Here is a 13087-nt window from a genome sequence, read left to right on the forward strand (position 1 = left end):
TCCTTACCCCCAAAAACTATATATTGAGATTTTTTCCGATTTCAAGAACGGCCTCGGCGCGGTTGAGCGTATACAGGTGTACGCCCGGCGCGCCGCCTTCGATGAGCTCCCGAGCCTGTTTGGTCGCGTAGTCGATGCCGAGTGCGTACACGGCATCGTCACCGCCCTCCTCATGCGCCTTTTCGAGAGCGCTCAGGAACTTGCCCGGAATGGCCGCGCCACACAGGCTGAGGATGAATTTGGCCGACTTCAGGCTCAGGAGCGGCATGACGCCGGGAATGACCGGCACGTCCGCGCCCATCAGCTTGAGGCGCTCCACGTAGTCGAAATACATGCGGTTGTCGAAGAACATCTGGGTGACTAGGAACTTCGCACCCTTGCGCACCTTGAGATGGACCATGTCCAGGTCGGACTTGATGGACGGCGACTCGCAATGGGGCTCGGGATAGGCCGCCCCGCCCACGCACAGGTCGGGATACCGCGAGCAGATGTATTCGATCAGCTCCGAGGCGTGCTGGAACTCCTGGGCGCTGAAATCGAAATCGTCCAGGCCACGGGGCGGGTCGCCGCGCAGGGCCAGGACATTGTCGATGCCGGCCTTGACCAGGCTTTCCAGGAAACCGTCCAGTTTCTCGGCCGAGGCCCCCACGCTGGTCAGGTGGGTAATAGGCTCGATGCCGTGGTCCCGTTTCATCCGGGTGGCGATCTCCAGGGTGTTGTCCTGGGTGCCGCCGCCCGCGCCGTAGGTCACGGACGCGAACAGGGGATCGAGGACCTTGAGCTTGTCGACCACCTCGAAAAAGGCGGGCCAGGCCTCCCGCTCCTTGGGAGGGAAGAACTCCAGGGAGAGGAACGGGGACGTCCCTTCGATCAGATCACAAACGCGCAAAGCTTACTCCTTCAACAATCGCTTCAGGTCAGGCCCAATTCGGGCAAGTGAAGATACATACTCCTTCTCGGCCCAACCTTCAATGGAGAAATGGCGTAAATCCCCGTACGACGGGCATCGGGATCAATTGTGGAGAGCTTCGACGATGACGACGTCGGCGGGCAGGAAGTCGAGAGCGACCGGCCCCGTGGGATCGGCCCAGGCCATCTGCTGGCCTTCCACACCCTTCAACTCACCTGAATATTTAGTGATATGGTAAAAATACAGATGAACGGAGAACTCGTCGTACTCGTGCCGCAGGTCGCGCCAGTACGCAAATTCCTCGGGCGTTACGTCCAACTCCTCGCGGAACTCGCGGACCAGGGCCTGTTCGCGCGTCTCGCCCCGCTCCACCTTGCCGCCGGGGAATTCCCACCATCCGGCCATGGGCCCGCCCTCGGGCCGCCGCACGGCCAGGTATTCCCCGTCGCGCCAGACGATGCCCGCCACCACCTCCAGGACCGGCTTGCTCATGCCGCCCCCTGTTCGCCGGTGATGGCCTCCATGCGGTCTTCCAATTCGGCCATCCGTTCCATGATGGTCTCGGCCCACTCCGTGGCGTCCTTGTAGGCCGCGTTGAGCTTCAGCGCCTGTTCGGGCTTCTCGTAAGTAGCGGGATCGTTCATCTTCTCTTCCAACCCGGCCTGCTCGTCCAGAATCTTTTCCAGGTCCGCCTCAAGCTTCTCGTACTTGTTCTTCAGCGGTTTGAGCTCGCGATAGAGGCGGTTGCGCTCCTCGGCCTGGCGGCGCTTTTCCTCCTTGGTCAGCTTGCGCTTCTCCAAGGCTTCCTCGGCGTCGCAGGCGGCCTGTCCGTTGCGGCACGCCTCTTCCCGCTTCTGCCGGGCGTGAAATTCCTCGAACCCACCCACGTGCTGAGCCAGCCCGTTTTCGTCCAGGGACCAGACCTCCTCGGCCACCTCGTTCAGCAGGTAGCGGTCGTGGGCCACGAAGAGCAGCGTGCCCTCGTAGTCCTGCAAGGCCCGAATGAGCCCTTCGCGGGTCTCGATGTCCAGATGGTTGGTGGGTTCGTCCAGGACGAGCAGGTTGGCCTTGGCCAGGAACAGGGTGGCCAGGAGCAGGCGGGACTTCTCGCCGCCGGACAGCCCCTTGACCTTGCGCTCGAAATACCGCTCGCCGAGCAGGAACAGGCCGAGCACGCTCATGACCTGTTCCTCGGTCAGCCCTGGGCTGGACAGCCGCCGGATCTCGCCGATGACCGAATTGTCCAGATTGAGGATTTCATGCTGGTGTTGGCTGAAATAGCCCATTTCGGTACCGGGACCGATCTTGACGTGCCCGGCGGACGGCGTCAGCGTCCCGGCGATGAGCTTGAGCAAGGTCGACTTGCCCGCACCGTTGGGCGCGACCACGGCCACCTTCTTGCCCCGGAAGAGTTGGAAGTTGAGGGCGGGCCAGACGGAATGGCCGCCCTCGTATTGAAATTCGAGGTCCACCGCGGACACCGGGACCTTGTCGCCACGTTTGGGCTCGGGCAGGCGGAAACTCAGGCTCCGCCCGCGGTGATGGGAGGCCTGGACCTGCTTGATCTGGTTGAGTTCCTGTTCGAGCTTCTCGACCTTCTTGAGTTTGCTCTGCGCCTGGGCCGCCTTGCGCGCCTTCACCCGGAACTTGTTGATGTATTTGTATTCATTCTCGATCCGGGCCGACAGCTTGTCCGCTTCCTTGCGCCGCTGCTCCCGATTCTCCTCATCCCAGGCCAAGAACTCGTCGAAGGAGCCCTTGCGCAGGAGCGGCTTGGCCCCGCCCAAGAAGAGCACGTGGGTGCCCACGCGGTTCAGGAAGATGCGGTCGTGGACCACGAAAGCGAGCGTACCCCGGAAATTGAGCAGATAGTCCTCCAACCACTCCACGGCCTCCAGGTCGAGGTGGTTGGTGGGCTCGTCGAGCAGGAGCACGTCCGCGCCCTGCAACAAGACCCGCCCGAGCTTGGCCCGTTCGCGCCAGCCGCCGGACAGTTCGCCGATGTTCTTGTGCAGATCGTCTTCGGCAAAACCCAGGCCGGTCAGGATTGCCCGCGCCTTGTGGTCCGGGTTGTAGCCGTAGAGCTGCTCGAACTCCGCCTGGCGGTGAGACAGTTGTTCGATACGGGCGTTGTCGCCCTCATGTACGGCCTTTTCCCACGCCTCCCAGAACTCGTTCCAGGAGGGCAGCGCGGACAGGACCCAGGCCAGGAGCTGCTGCTTGAGGACATCGCCGGTCATCTCCTGGGCCACGTAGCCCACGCGGGCGCCCTTGGTCAGGGTAACCTGGCCGCCGTCGGGCTCGATCTCCCCGGCCAGGACCTTAAGCAGCGTACTCTTTCCGCAGCCGTTGGGGCCGGTCAGGGCAAGGCGCATGCCCGGCGCGACCTCGAAGGCCACGTCGGAAAAGATCGGCTCGCCGCCGTAGGATTTTTCGAGGCTCTGTACTGTGATGCGCGACATGATAATAATGGACCTTTAGCGTTTGCGGATGAGAGATATAATGCGTGAAGCGGATTGGCAACTGTTTTGACCGCGCACGATCCTGAAGGTACACTGCCGCCATGCAGACATGGAACGTCTACCTGCTCCGATGCGCGGACAACAGCCTCTACTGCGGCATCACCAACGACCTGAACCGGCGGCTTGCGGCGCACAACGCCGGCACCGCCTCCAAGTACACCCGGGCCCGGCTCCCGGTGTCCCTGGCGGCCAGCGTGGAGGTGAACGGCAAGAGCGCGGCCCTGAAACTGGAACTGGCCATCAAGAAGCTCCCGGCCGGGCAAAAGATCGAGCGGCTCACCAGCCACGCGGAACCAAGACGGACGGCAGCCGGGTGACACGCCGAGGAAAGACGCATTTCCTTGCCAGCCGCCATGTTTCCACGTAACTTGCACGCAACCTAAGGCTCTCCCGGAACCCGACAACCCATAGACACCCAATGCTGGAAGTCAGTACCGTATATCTTCTCCTGGCCATGTTCGGGTTCGTTCTCCTGGGGATCATCGTCATCCACCACCACAACTGCTCGGACCTGATCCGCCGCAAGCGCAACGAAGTCCGGCGGCTGACCGTGCACCTCGAGGCCAAGAACACCGTCCTCGAGGAGCAAATCGCCGACCTCAAGACCAAGGTGGGCGATCTCGATGAACAGATCGCCATCCTGGAACAACGGAAAACCGTGCGATGACCTTCAGCATGCTCTTCGGCCTGTTTCTGGCCATCTTCTTCATAGCGTTCCGCATGATCTCCAAATATCGGTACGCGACCATGAACGAGCTCAACAACCGGCAAAACGAACTCGAAACCCGGCACCAATCCCTGCGCGACCAGAAGCGGGATCTGGAACGGGATCTGGTCAACAAGGAACAGGCCCTGGCCAGCCTGCGGAGCAGCCAGGGCGACATCCGGGGCATCACCGTGGCCGATCTGGAAGCGGCCGAGGCGGACGAGAACGAAAAGATAGGCCGCTACCTGCTGAACCAGGGCAAGATCACCCGGGAACAGCACGACCGGGCCCTGAAGAAGATGGAAATCCTCAAGATGGACTACATCGGCGTATGCATGGCGCTCGGCTTCATCGACCTGGAGACAGGCAGGCAGGCGGAAAAGGCCGGAAAACTCAGCAGCCCGTCCCTCTGATCCTCTTTTTCCCCTATGCAAAAAAGGGCCGCATCGCCAAACGATGCGGCCCGTTCCATTCTCTTTCGGCCGAATTACATGTTCGCCAGCACGGCGTCGGCCATGGCGGTGCAGCCCACGGCCTTGCCGCCTTCCTGCACGATGTCGCCGGTGCGGAAGCCCTGCTCCAGGGTCTTTTCCACGGCCTGTTCGATGCAATCCGCTTCCGCGCCCATGTCGAAGGCGTGGCGCAGCATCATGGACACGGACAGGATGGTCGCCAGGGGGTTGGCCAGGTCCTTGCCCGCAATGTCCGGGGCCGAGCCGTGGATGGGCTCGAACAGGCCGGGGTTGCCCGCGCCCAGGGAAGCCGACGGCAGCATGCCGATGGAACCGGTGATGGCCGCGGCCTCGTCCGACAGAATGTCGCCGAACAGATTGCCGGTGACGAGCACGTCGAACTGGGACGGATCGCGCACCAACTGCATGGCCGCATTGTCCACATACAGGTGGGACAACTCGATGTCCGGGTAGTTCCTGTGCTCGTCGATGACGATCTCGCGCCACACACGGGACACGTCCAGCACGTTGGCCTTGTCCACGGAGCAGACCTTGCCCGAGCGCTTGCGGGCGGCTTCGAAGGCCACCTTGGCGATGCGCCGGATCTCGTGCTCGAAGTAAACCATGGTGTTGAAGCCGAAGCGCTCGCCGTCCTTCTCGCCGTCATAGCGCGGCTCGCCGAAGTAGATGCCGCCGGTCAGCTCGCGCACGACCATGACGTCCAGCCCGCGGGCCACGATGTCCGGGCGCAGATAGCAGGCGTCTGCCAACTGCTTGAACAGCCTGGCCGGGCGCACATTGGCGAACAGCCCGAGCTCCTTGCGGATGCCGAGCAGCCCCTTCTCAGGGCGAATGGCCGGGTCAATGGTGTCCCACTGGGGACCGCCCACCGCGCCGAGCAGCACGGCGTCCGATTCCCGGCACTTGGCCACGGTCTCGGCGGGCAGCGGCTCGCCCTCGGCATCGATGGCGCAACCGCCGATCAAAGCCTCGGTCGTCTCGAAGGTGCGGCCGAACTTGTCGGCCACCTTGTCCAGAACCCGCAGGGCCTGGGTCACGATCTCCGGCCCTATCCCGTCACCGGGCAATACACAAATCTTCATTACGCTCTCCTGTTGTGATGCCTCCGGCGGGCCTACCGGCGGTCGCCTTCGGCGGGACCAGAGAACCTTTTGAAAAAGGTTCTCCGGACTCTCCAAAACTTTTTGTCGCGCCTTCGGCGAAGCCGTAGGGGCGCATGATCAATGCCAATATCAGAAATTTACGTTCAAGAATACATCCAGCCCGACAGCCCGACCTCCGCCACCTCCCCCGCTAAGCGGTTCCAGAAAGCTCGGAAAAGGAAGGGATGAGGGTCCGGGAAGGGGAGGAAAGAACCCTTTTCAAAGGGTTTTCCTGCCCTTCCCCGGCCGCCGGAGGCCTTCCTAGGCCAATTTCTTCTTGGCGTACTCGACCAGTCCGCCCGCGTTGAGAATTTCCTGCATGAACGGGGGAACCGGAGCGGCCTGCACGGTCGTGCCGGTGGTCAGATTCTTGATGACACCGGACGCGGTGTCCACTTCGATCTGATCGGTATCGCTGAACTTGTCGATATCGTCGCCGATCTCGAGCAGGACCAGGCCCATGTTGAAGCCGTTGCGGTAGAAGATGCGCGCGAAGCTGTGGGCCAGGACCACGGGGATGCCCGCGCCCAGGATGGAGATGGGCGCGTGCTCGCGGGACGAGCCGCAGCCGAAGTTCACGCCGCCGACCATGACGTCGTTCTCCTTGACGCGCTTGACCCATCCGGCCTCCAGGCCCTCCATGCAGTTGGCGCCCAGTTCCTTGGCATCGGTGGTCACCAGGAAACGGGCCGGGATGATCGCGTCCGTATCGATATGGTCGCCCACTTTGTGAACGGTTCCGGTTACTTTCATTATTGCACCTTCCTACAGCTTGGCGGGGTTGATGATCTCGCCGGCCACGGCGGAGGCGGCGGCCACGGCGGGGTTGGACAGGAAGACCTCGGACTCCAGGGAACCCATGCGGCCCTTGAAGTTCCGGTTGGTGGTGGAGATGGCGCGCTCGCCGCCCGCCAGGATGCCCATGTGGCCGCCCAGGCAGGGACCGCAGGTGGGCGGACCGACGATACAACCGGCGTCCATGAAGATCTCCATCAGCCCTTCCTGCATGCACGCCTTCCAGATGGCCGGGGTGGCGGGCAGGATGATACAGCGCACCTTGGGGTCGACCTTGCGGCCCTTGAGCACTTCGGCGGCCAGGCGCATGTCCTCGATGCGGCCGTTGGTGCAGGAGCCAATGACGGCCTGGTGGATCTTGAGCCCGGCGGTCTCGTCCACGGGCTTGACGTTTTCGGGCAGGTGCGGACAGGCCACCTGGGGAGCCATGCCGGTGACGTCGATGTCGAGCACGCGCTCGTACACGGCGTCCGCGTCCGGGGTCATCGTCTCGCCGCCCTTGAACCCGGCGTTGGCCGCGTAGTCCAGGGTCTTCTGGTCCACAGGGAACAGGCCGACCTTGCCGCCCGCTTCGATGGCCATGTTGGCGATGGTCATGCGGCCTTCAAGGGTCATGTCGTCGACCACGTCCCCGCCGTATTCCAGCGCCTTGTACAGCGCGCCGGACACACCGAGGATGCCGATCTGGTTGAGCACGTAGTCCTTGGGGCCGACGTACTTGCCGGGGGTGCCGGTCAGGTTCACACGGATGGTCGGCGGGACCTTGAACCAGGTCTCGCCCAGCGCCATGGCCGCGCCGATGTCGGTGGAACCCATGCCCGTGGCGAACGCGCCCAGGCCGCCGTAGGTGCAGGTGTGGGAGTCCGCGCCCACGACCACGTCGCCGGGGCCGACGATGCCCTTCTCGGGCAGCAGCGCGTGCTCCACGCCGACCTCGCCGCACTCGTAGTAGTGGGTCACGCCCATCTCCTCGGCGAAATCGCGGACCACCTTGACCTGCTCGGCGGAATCGATGTCCTTGTTCGGGGTGAAGTGATCGCAGACCAAGGAAATCTTATCCCGGTCGAACACCTTCTTCGCGCCCATGGCCTTGAAGGACTTGATCGCCAGAGGGGCGGTGATGTCGTTGGCAAGGACCATGTCCACCTTGCACTGGACGATCTGCCCCGCGCCGGTGACCTGCTCGTCCGTATGGTTCTGCAGAATTTTTTCAGCTAAGGTCTGACCCATTTGTCTATTTCTCCTCTTTCGCTTTTTCCAAGCGGTTCAATGCGTTGACCATGGCCAAGGCGCTGGCCTTGACCACATCGCCGTCGTTGGCCCGACCCACGGCCTTGACGCCTTCGTGCTCTATGCGCACGGCGACCCCGGCCAGGGCGTCGGATCCTTCGGTCACGGCGTTGACCGTATAGCTTTCGAGTTTCGGGGATACGCCCACCAATGAGTAGATGGACTGGAACACGGCGTCAATGGAACCTTCGCCGAAATTGCTGGTGCGTCTGACCTCGGCCTCGTTCGCGGCCCCGAACGCCATGACCGTTGCCGCATGCGGCGGCACGTCGCCGGTGCCGGAGAACACGGACATGTCCACCAGCCGGAAGCGGTCCTTGCGGCGGTACACGGACTCCAGGATGAGCGCCTCCACGTCCTCGTCGAAGACCTGCTCCTTCTTGTCGGCCAGGTCCTTGACCGCCTTGAAGAGTACGTTGATCTGATCCTCGTCCAGGCTGTAGCCCAGCTCCTCGGCCTTCTTGCGCACGGCGTGGGAGCCGGAGTGCTTGCCGATGACGATCTCGTTGTTGGTCAAGCCGATGGAGGCCGGAGTCATGATCTCATAGGTCAGCCGGTTCTTGAGCACGCCGTCCTGGTGCACCCCGGATTCATGGGCAAAGGCGTTGGCCCCGACGATGGCCTTGTTGGGCGGGATGGGCATACCGATGATCTGGGAAAGCCTGCGGCAGGACGGGTATATCTGCTCGGTGACGATACCGGTCTCGACGCCGTACAGTTCCTTGCGGGTATTCAGCGCCATGACCAGATCCTCAAGCGCCGCGTTGCCCGCGCGCTCGCCGATGCCGAGCACGGTGCACTCCACCTGGCGCGCGCCCGCACGAACGGCGGCCAGGGAGTTGGCCACGGCCGAACCCAGGTCGTTGTGGCAATGGACCGAGATCATGGCCTTGTCGATGTTGCCGACATTGTCCATGAGATACTTGATCAAATCATAATACTCGAAGGGCTGGGTATACCCCACGGTGTCCGGAATGTTGACCACGCAGGCCCCGGCGTCGATGGCGGTCTCGGTCACTTTGACCAGGAAATCCCAATCCGAGCGCGAGGCGTCCTCGGCTGAAAACTCCACGTTGTCGGTGTACCGGCGGGCATGGCCGACGGCCTTCTTGATCATCTCGATGACCTCGTCGGCGGTCTTGCCCAGCTTGTGCTTCATGTGGATTTCGCTGGTGGCCAGGAAGACGTGGATACGCGGGTGCTTGGCATCCTTGATGGCTTCCCAGCAGCGGTCGATGTCGCCGGTCACGGCGCGGCACAGCCCGGCGATCTGCGGTTTCTCGACCGCGGCGGCAATGGCCTGGACCGCCTCGAAATCGCCCTGACTGGCGATGGGGAAACCCGCCTCGATGATGTCCACGCCCAGGGTCTCAAGCTGGCGGGCCATGCGGATCTTCTCGTCCAGGTTCATGGTCGCGCCGGGAGACTGTTCGCCGTCACGCAAGGTAGTGTCGAATACGTACACTCTTTCTGCCATGGTATCCTCCGGATAGTTCCCCTTGTGGGGGTATGTTCTAAATGTTTGACAACGGGTATGCAACCGCCAAACGCAAAACCCGCGCGGGGAGCGTGGCGATCAGGGTCAGTACGACGTACTAATATGGGATGAGGAGAGCTAGCCTAGCTCTTTCTTGGAGCTGTCCCGTAGTAGTCGCTTGCCTCTGCGGGATAGTAGGAAAAGGGTGTAGAGCGGGCCGGAGATGAGGTAGCCCAGGAAGAAGACGAACCCGAGCACCTTGGGCCGGGACGCGATGAGCGAGAAAATCAGGATCGCGGTCACCATCCAGCTGAAGGGATGGGCCTTGAATGCGCTGATTTCCTTGAAGGAATAGAAGCGGATGGTGCTGACCATGAAGAAGGACAACACGTAGACGAGGACCAAGGTGCCCACCGAGATCACGGAGTGCAGGTATTCCTGCGGCACGTAGTCGGTGAAGAGCACCAGGGTGGCCAGGGTACAGGCCGCCGCCGGAATGGGCAGGCCCACGAAATGCTTCTTGGATGTGGTCGCCGCCTGGACGTTGAACCGGGCGAGGCGCAGGGCTCCGCAGGCCATGAACAGGAAGGAGGCCATCAGGCCGAGGCGGCCGAAGTCGTGCAGCAGCCAGAGGTAGGACATGACCGCCGGGACCACGCCGAAGGCGACCAGATCGGCCAGGGAGTCGAGCTGGACGCCGAATTCGCTCTGCGTGTTGGTGATCCGCGCCACCTTGCCGTCCAGGCCGTCGAACACGCAACTCGCCAGGATGCACAGGGCGCAGGAGGCGATGTCCCCCTGGATGGCCCAGGTCAGTCCCAGAAAGCCGACAAACAGGCTGGCCGTGGTCAGCAGGTTCGGCAGAAGGTAGACACTTTTATGGCGCGGCAATTTTTTCTCAACCATGGCAATCAGTTACTTGTACTCTCCGGTTCAGGCGGAACGCTTCTCCGCCAGGACCGTCTCGCCGGCGACGGTCTTCTGACCGACGCTGACAGTTGGTACATAGCCATCCGGAATGTAAAGGTCAACTCTTGAACCGAACTTAATCAAACCATACCGCTCGCCCCGCTTGAGCTTGTCGCCCGGCTCGGCCCAGCAGACGATGCGCCGTGCGATGAGCCCCGCGATCTGGACCATGGTGAACCGCTGGTTGCCCTTGCCGGTGATGACCACGACGTTGCGCTCGTTGTCCTCGCTGGCCTTGTCGAAGGAGGCGTTGAAGAACTTGCCGGGGATGTAGCGGATGGCCTCGACCTTGCCGCTGACCGGCATGCGGTTCACATGCACGTTGAAAACGTTCATGAAGATGGCGATGTACTGGCGGGTGTCTCCGGTCATGGGGTCCACGGCCCGGCCGACCTTGATGACCTTGCCGTCCGCAGGGGCGGACACGGCCTCGGCGTCCTCGGGGCCGACCCGCTCGGGGTCGCGGAAAAAGTGCCCGATGAACGCGGTGGCGACGAGGCCGAGCACGGCCACGGGCCAGCAGCCTATGATGGCGAAAATCAGAGTGGTGAATGCTGCGATGACGATATAGGGCAGCCCTTCCAGGGCGACGCCGACAGACGGTTTCAACATGGCGCGTTGAGCTCCTTTTCTGCTAAGTTTCCGCTCCTTACCCTTGGCTCCCTCAAACCGCAAGTTTGTTTTTTACAATATATTCGCCGCAAGGTATACCCCGGGGCATGGATCCGGTAACGCACCTCTCCTCGGGCCTCATGGGCGGCCTGGCCGCGCGCAAATGGTTTCCCGACGGGAAATTCCTCGTCCCCGCCTGCATGCTCGCGGCCTGGATTCCCGATGTGGACATCTTCTTCGGCGACGGCCCGGAGTTCAACCTGATCTACCACCGGGGCATCAGCACCTCCTTCTTCGGCACGTTCTTCCTGGCCCTGGCCCTGGCCGGGCTGTACAAGCTCGTTTCCCGGCGTACCCCGTTCGTCAAGATCGCGGCCCTGTTCTACGCGCTCGCCCTGACCCACGTCTGGCTGGACCTGATCACCACCTACGGCACCCAGATCCTGGCCCCCTTCTCCAACCACCGCTTCGCCCTGGACGGCGCGTTCATCATCGACCCGCTCTTCACCCTGACCGCGCTCGCCCTCATCGTCGCCGCCTGGCTGATCAAAAAACGCCGCCACGCCATCGCCCTCATCGGCATGGCCTGGTTCTTCGCCTACCCCCTGGCCAACATGGGCGTGGGGGCCGTGCTCCAGACCGTCTACGCCCACCGGCTCGACGCCGAGGGCATCGCCTACGACCACGTCCACGTCACCCCGGACGCCCTGTCGCCCCGGTTCTGGAAGGTTGTGGTCACCGCCGGACCGGACTACCTCCTCGACACCATGGACCTGTTCGGCGACCGCGAGCCCGCCGCCCCCCTGCGCGTAAAACGGGCGGACAAGGCGTTCCTGCGCAAGCTCGGCGAGCAAGAGTCCATGTTCGCGACCTACGCATGGTTCACCAAATGGCCCTACGTCGAAGAGACCGACACCCCCAAGGGACGACGGCTCGTCTTTCACGACCTGCGCTTCACCTCCACCAATCCGGTCCTGGCCTGGTACTACCGCGGCAAACGGCAGCCCTTCACCCTGACCGCGCAGCTCGACAATTCGGGACGGCTCGCGGCCTGGTCCTATGAAGGCGGCATCCGCACCCAGGACAACACCGGCACCGGCGGCTCCGGGACGGGCCTCGAAGAAAAAATCCAATGACATGGTTCCTGCTCTCGGCGGGCGCGGCCTTCTTCATGGCCAGCAACTCCGCGTTCATCAAGCGGTTCTTCTCGGACCTCTCGCCCTGGGAAATGAGCCTCATCCCCTATTTCTACGGTCTGCCGCTCTTTCTCGCCGCCCTGGCCTTCATCGACATCCCGGCCATCGGCCCCGATTTCCTCCCCTACATGGCCTGGGTGCTGCCCATGCTCACCGTTGCCATCCTCCTCTATTACCGCGCCATCCGCGTGTCCCCCTTGTCCCTGACCCTGCCCTTCCTCAGCTTCACCCCGGTCTTCGTCCTGTTCACCGGCGGACTCATCCTCGACGAAGCCCTCACTCCCCAGGGCACCGCGGGCATGCTCCTGGTGGTCGTGGGCGGCTACGTCCTCAACCTCGACTCGGCCAGGTACGGATTCCTCGGGCCGATCAAGGCGGTCTGGAAGGAACCCGGCTCGGCCCTGATGCTCGTCGTGGCCGTCCTGTTCGGGCTGACCTCGGTGGGCGGCAAGGTCATCATCCTCAACTCCTCGCCCCTGTTCGCGGCCGTGGTCATCTTCTCCCTGTACGGCGTCCTGCTCACCCTCCTCCTGCTGGCCACCGGCAAGGCGTCCCTCAAGAATCTCACCCGCAGGCCGTTGCTCGGCATCGTGGCCGGACTGATCGTCTTTGCCGAAGCCCTCTGCCACAATGTGGCCATGACCCTGACCGCGGCCGCCTACATGATCACTATCAAGCGCCTGGCCGGCATTTTCTCGGTCCTCTACGGCTGGCTGCTCTTCCATGAAACCGGCATCCGCTACCGCCTCATCGGCACCGCTATCATGACCGCCGGCGCCGCCGTCATCGCTTTGTGGGGATAGGATGCCTCGGCGGCCAGGGGAAGGGAGAGAGGGACCCTTTGAAAGGGCTTCCTCTCTCCCTTCCCTGGATCCGCGACTCCCTCTCACCCTCCTAAACTTTTTAGATGCGCATTCGCGCGTACGGAGGGTCGAGGCAAGGCTTGCCTCTTCGCCAGAAAACGTTTGATCCAGAGTATAAGCCTGAAAAAAACT

14 protein-coding genes and 1 pseudogene are annotated in these 13087 nt (G+C 62.8%); 5 read left to right on the forward strand and 10 right to left on the reverse strand.

What is annotated here, in order from left to right; all coding sequences use genetic code 11:
- Positions 1-16 precede the first annotated feature (16 nt).
- The 4 genes and pseudogenes from V8V93_RS13440 to V8V93_RS19495 form a co-directional block, all read right to left on the reverse strand.
- Positions 17-889, reverse strand: coding sequence for a methylenetetrahydrofolate reductase (locus V8V93_RS13440; protein WP_338667103.1), 873 nt, complete (start codon positions 887-889; stop codon positions 17-19).
- 123 nt (positions 890-1012) lie between these two features.
- Positions 1013-1402, reverse strand: coding sequence for a (deoxy)nucleoside triphosphate pyrophosphohydrolase (locus V8V93_RS13445; protein WP_338667104.1), 390 nt, complete (start codon positions 1400-1402; stop codon positions 1013-1015).
- Positions 1399-2844 carry an ABC-F family ATP-binding cassette domain-containing protein gene (locus V8V93_RS13450; protein ID WP_422394418.1) on the reverse strand — a complete coding sequence of 482 codons (1446 nt, stop codon included), beginning with the start codon at positions 2842-2844 and terminating at the stop codon, positions 1399-1401. The genes V8V93_RS13445 and V8V93_RS13450 overlap by 4 nt, the downstream gene beginning before the upstream one ends.
- Before the next feature lie 33 nt (positions 2845-2877).
- Positions 2878-3297 (reverse strand): annotated as a pseudogene (locus V8V93_RS19495) (ATP-binding cassette domain-containing protein); the annotation flags it as partial.
- Between the two features lie 176 nt (positions 3298-3473).
- Here V8V93_RS19495 and V8V93_RS13455 point away from each other — a divergent pair.
- The 3 genes from V8V93_RS13455 (at position 3474) to V8V93_RS13465 (ending at position 4551) form a co-directional block, all read left to right on the forward strand.
- On the forward strand, positions 3474-3749 hold the full coding sequence (locus V8V93_RS13455) for a GIY-YIG nuclease family protein (RefSeq protein ID WP_338667106.1): 276 nt from the start codon (positions 3474-3476) through the stop codon (positions 3747-3749).
- Between the two features lie 101 nt (positions 3750-3850).
- Entirely contained in the window at positions 3851-4099 is a 249-nt protein-coding gene (locus V8V93_RS13460; protein ID WP_338667107.1) for a hypothetical protein, read from the forward strand.
- Positions 4096-4551, forward strand: coding sequence for a hypothetical protein (locus V8V93_RS13465; RefSeq protein ID WP_338667108.1), 456 nt, complete (start codon positions 4096-4098; stop codon positions 4549-4551). Before V8V93_RS13460 ends, V8V93_RS13465 begins: the two co-directional genes overlap by 4 nt.
- Positions 4552-4625: 74 nt before the next feature.
- Here V8V93_RS13465 and leuB read toward each other — a convergent pair whose 3' ends face one another.
- The 6 genes from leuB to V8V93_RS13495 all read right to left on the reverse strand — a co-directional run bounded on the left by leuB (position 4626) and on the right by V8V93_RS13495 (position 10896).
- A complete protein-coding gene (gene leuB / locus V8V93_RS13470) occupies positions 4626-5693 on the reverse strand; it encodes a 3-isopropylmalate dehydrogenase (protein ID WP_338667109.1) in 1068 nt (355 codons plus the stop codon).
- 321 nt (positions 5694-6014) lie between these two features.
- On the reverse strand, positions 6015-6506 hold the full coding sequence (locus tag V8V93_RS13475; protein ID WP_338667110.1) for a 3-isopropylmalate dehydratase small subunit: 492 nt from the start codon (positions 6504-6506) through the stop codon (positions 6015-6017).
- A gap of 12 nt (positions 6507-6518) precedes the next feature.
- Complete coding sequence (leuC, locus tag V8V93_RS13480) at positions 6519-7778, reverse strand: 3-isopropylmalate dehydratase large subunit (RefSeq protein WP_338667111.1); 1260 nt, start codon at positions 7776-7778, stop codon at positions 6519-6521.
- 4 nt (positions 7779-7782) lie between these two features.
- Positions 7783-9315, reverse strand: a complete 1533-nt coding sequence (locus tag V8V93_RS13485; RefSeq protein ID WP_338667112.1) for a 2-isopropylmalate synthase — start codon at positions 9313-9315, stop codon at positions 7783-7785.
- 138 nt (positions 9316-9453) lie between these two features.
- Positions 9454-10221: a CDP-diacylglycerol--serine O-phosphatidyltransferase gene (gene pssA, locus V8V93_RS13490; RefSeq protein WP_338667113.1), complete on the reverse strand. Its 768-nt coding sequence runs from the start codon at positions 10219-10221 to the stop codon at positions 9454-9456.
- A 27-nt stretch (positions 10222-10248) separates the two neighbouring features.
- Positions 10249-10896 carry a phosphatidylserine decarboxylase family protein gene (locus V8V93_RS13495; protein WP_338667114.1) on the reverse strand — a complete coding sequence of 216 codons (648 nt, stop codon included), beginning with the start codon at positions 10894-10896 and terminating at the stop codon, positions 10249-10251.
- 107 nt (positions 10897-11003) lie between these two features.
- Here V8V93_RS13495 and V8V93_RS13500 point away from each other — a divergent pair, with 107 nt between their 5' ends.
- Positions 11004-12032, forward strand: a complete 1029-nt coding sequence (locus tag V8V93_RS13500; protein ID WP_338667115.1) for a metal-dependent hydrolase — start codon at positions 11004-11006, stop codon at positions 12030-12032.
- Complete coding sequence (locus tag V8V93_RS13505) at positions 12029-12895, forward strand: DMT family transporter (RefSeq protein ID WP_338667116.1); 867 nt, start codon at positions 12029-12031, stop codon at positions 12893-12895. The genes V8V93_RS13500 and V8V93_RS13505 overlap by 4 nt, the downstream gene beginning before the upstream one ends.
- The last annotated feature ends 192 nt before the right edge of the window (positions 12896-13087 follow it).

Origin of the sequence: Pseudodesulfovibrio sp. 5S69, assembly GCF_037094465.1 — a bacterium.
Taxonomy (GTDB): Bacteria; Desulfobacterota; Desulfovibrionia; order Desulfovibrionales; family Desulfovibrionaceae; genus Pseudodesulfovibrio; species Pseudodesulfovibrio methanolicus.

Excerpts from the sequence above, each read along its gene's own strand:
- V8V93_RS13460 (WP_338667107.1), top strand. The coding sequence starts at position 3,851 with ATGCTGGAAGTCAGTACCGTATATCTTCTCCTGGCCATGTTCGGGTTC.
- V8V93_RS13495 (WP_338667114.1), bottom strand. The coding sequence starts at position 10,896 with ATGTTGAAACCGTCTGTCGGCGTCGCCCTGGAAGGGCTGCCCTATATC.
- V8V93_RS13455 (WP_338667106.1), top strand. The coding sequence starts at position 3,474 with ATGCAGACATGGAACGTCTACCTGCTCCGATGCGCGGACAACAGCCTC.
- leuB (WP_338667109.1), bottom strand. The coding sequence starts at position 5,693 with ATGAAGATTTGTGTATTGCCCGGTGACGGGATAGGGCCGGAGATCGTG.
- V8V93_RS13445 (WP_338667104.1), bottom strand. The coding sequence starts at position 1,402 with ATGAGCAAGCCGGTCCTGGAGGTGGTGGCGGGCATCGTCTGGCGCGAC.
- V8V93_RS13475 (WP_338667110.1), bottom strand. The coding sequence starts at position 6,506 with ATGAAAGTAACCGGAACCGTTCACAAAGTGGGCGACCATATCGATACG.
- V8V93_RS13465 (WP_338667108.1), top strand. The coding sequence starts at position 4,096 with ATGACCTTCAGCATGCTCTTCGGCCTGTTTCTGGCCATCTTCTTCATA.
- V8V93_RS13485 (WP_338667112.1), bottom strand. The coding sequence starts at position 9,315 with ATGGCAGAAAGAGTGTACGTATTCGACACTACCTTGCGTGACGGCGAA.
- V8V93_RS13505 (WP_338667116.1), top strand. The coding sequence starts at position 12,029 with ATGACATGGTTCCTGCTCTCGGCGGGCGCGGCCTTCTTCATGGCCAGC.
- V8V93_RS13500 (WP_338667115.1), top strand. The coding sequence starts at position 11,004 with ATGGATCCGGTAACGCACCTCTCCTCGGGCCTCATGGGCGGCCTGGCC.
- pssA (WP_338667113.1), bottom strand. The coding sequence starts at position 10,221 with ATGGTTGAGAAAAAATTGCCGCGCCATAAAAGTGTCTACCTTCTGCCG.
- leuC (WP_338667111.1), bottom strand. The coding sequence starts at position 7,778 with ATGGGTCAGACCTTAGCTGAAAAAATTCTGCAGAACCATACGGACGAG.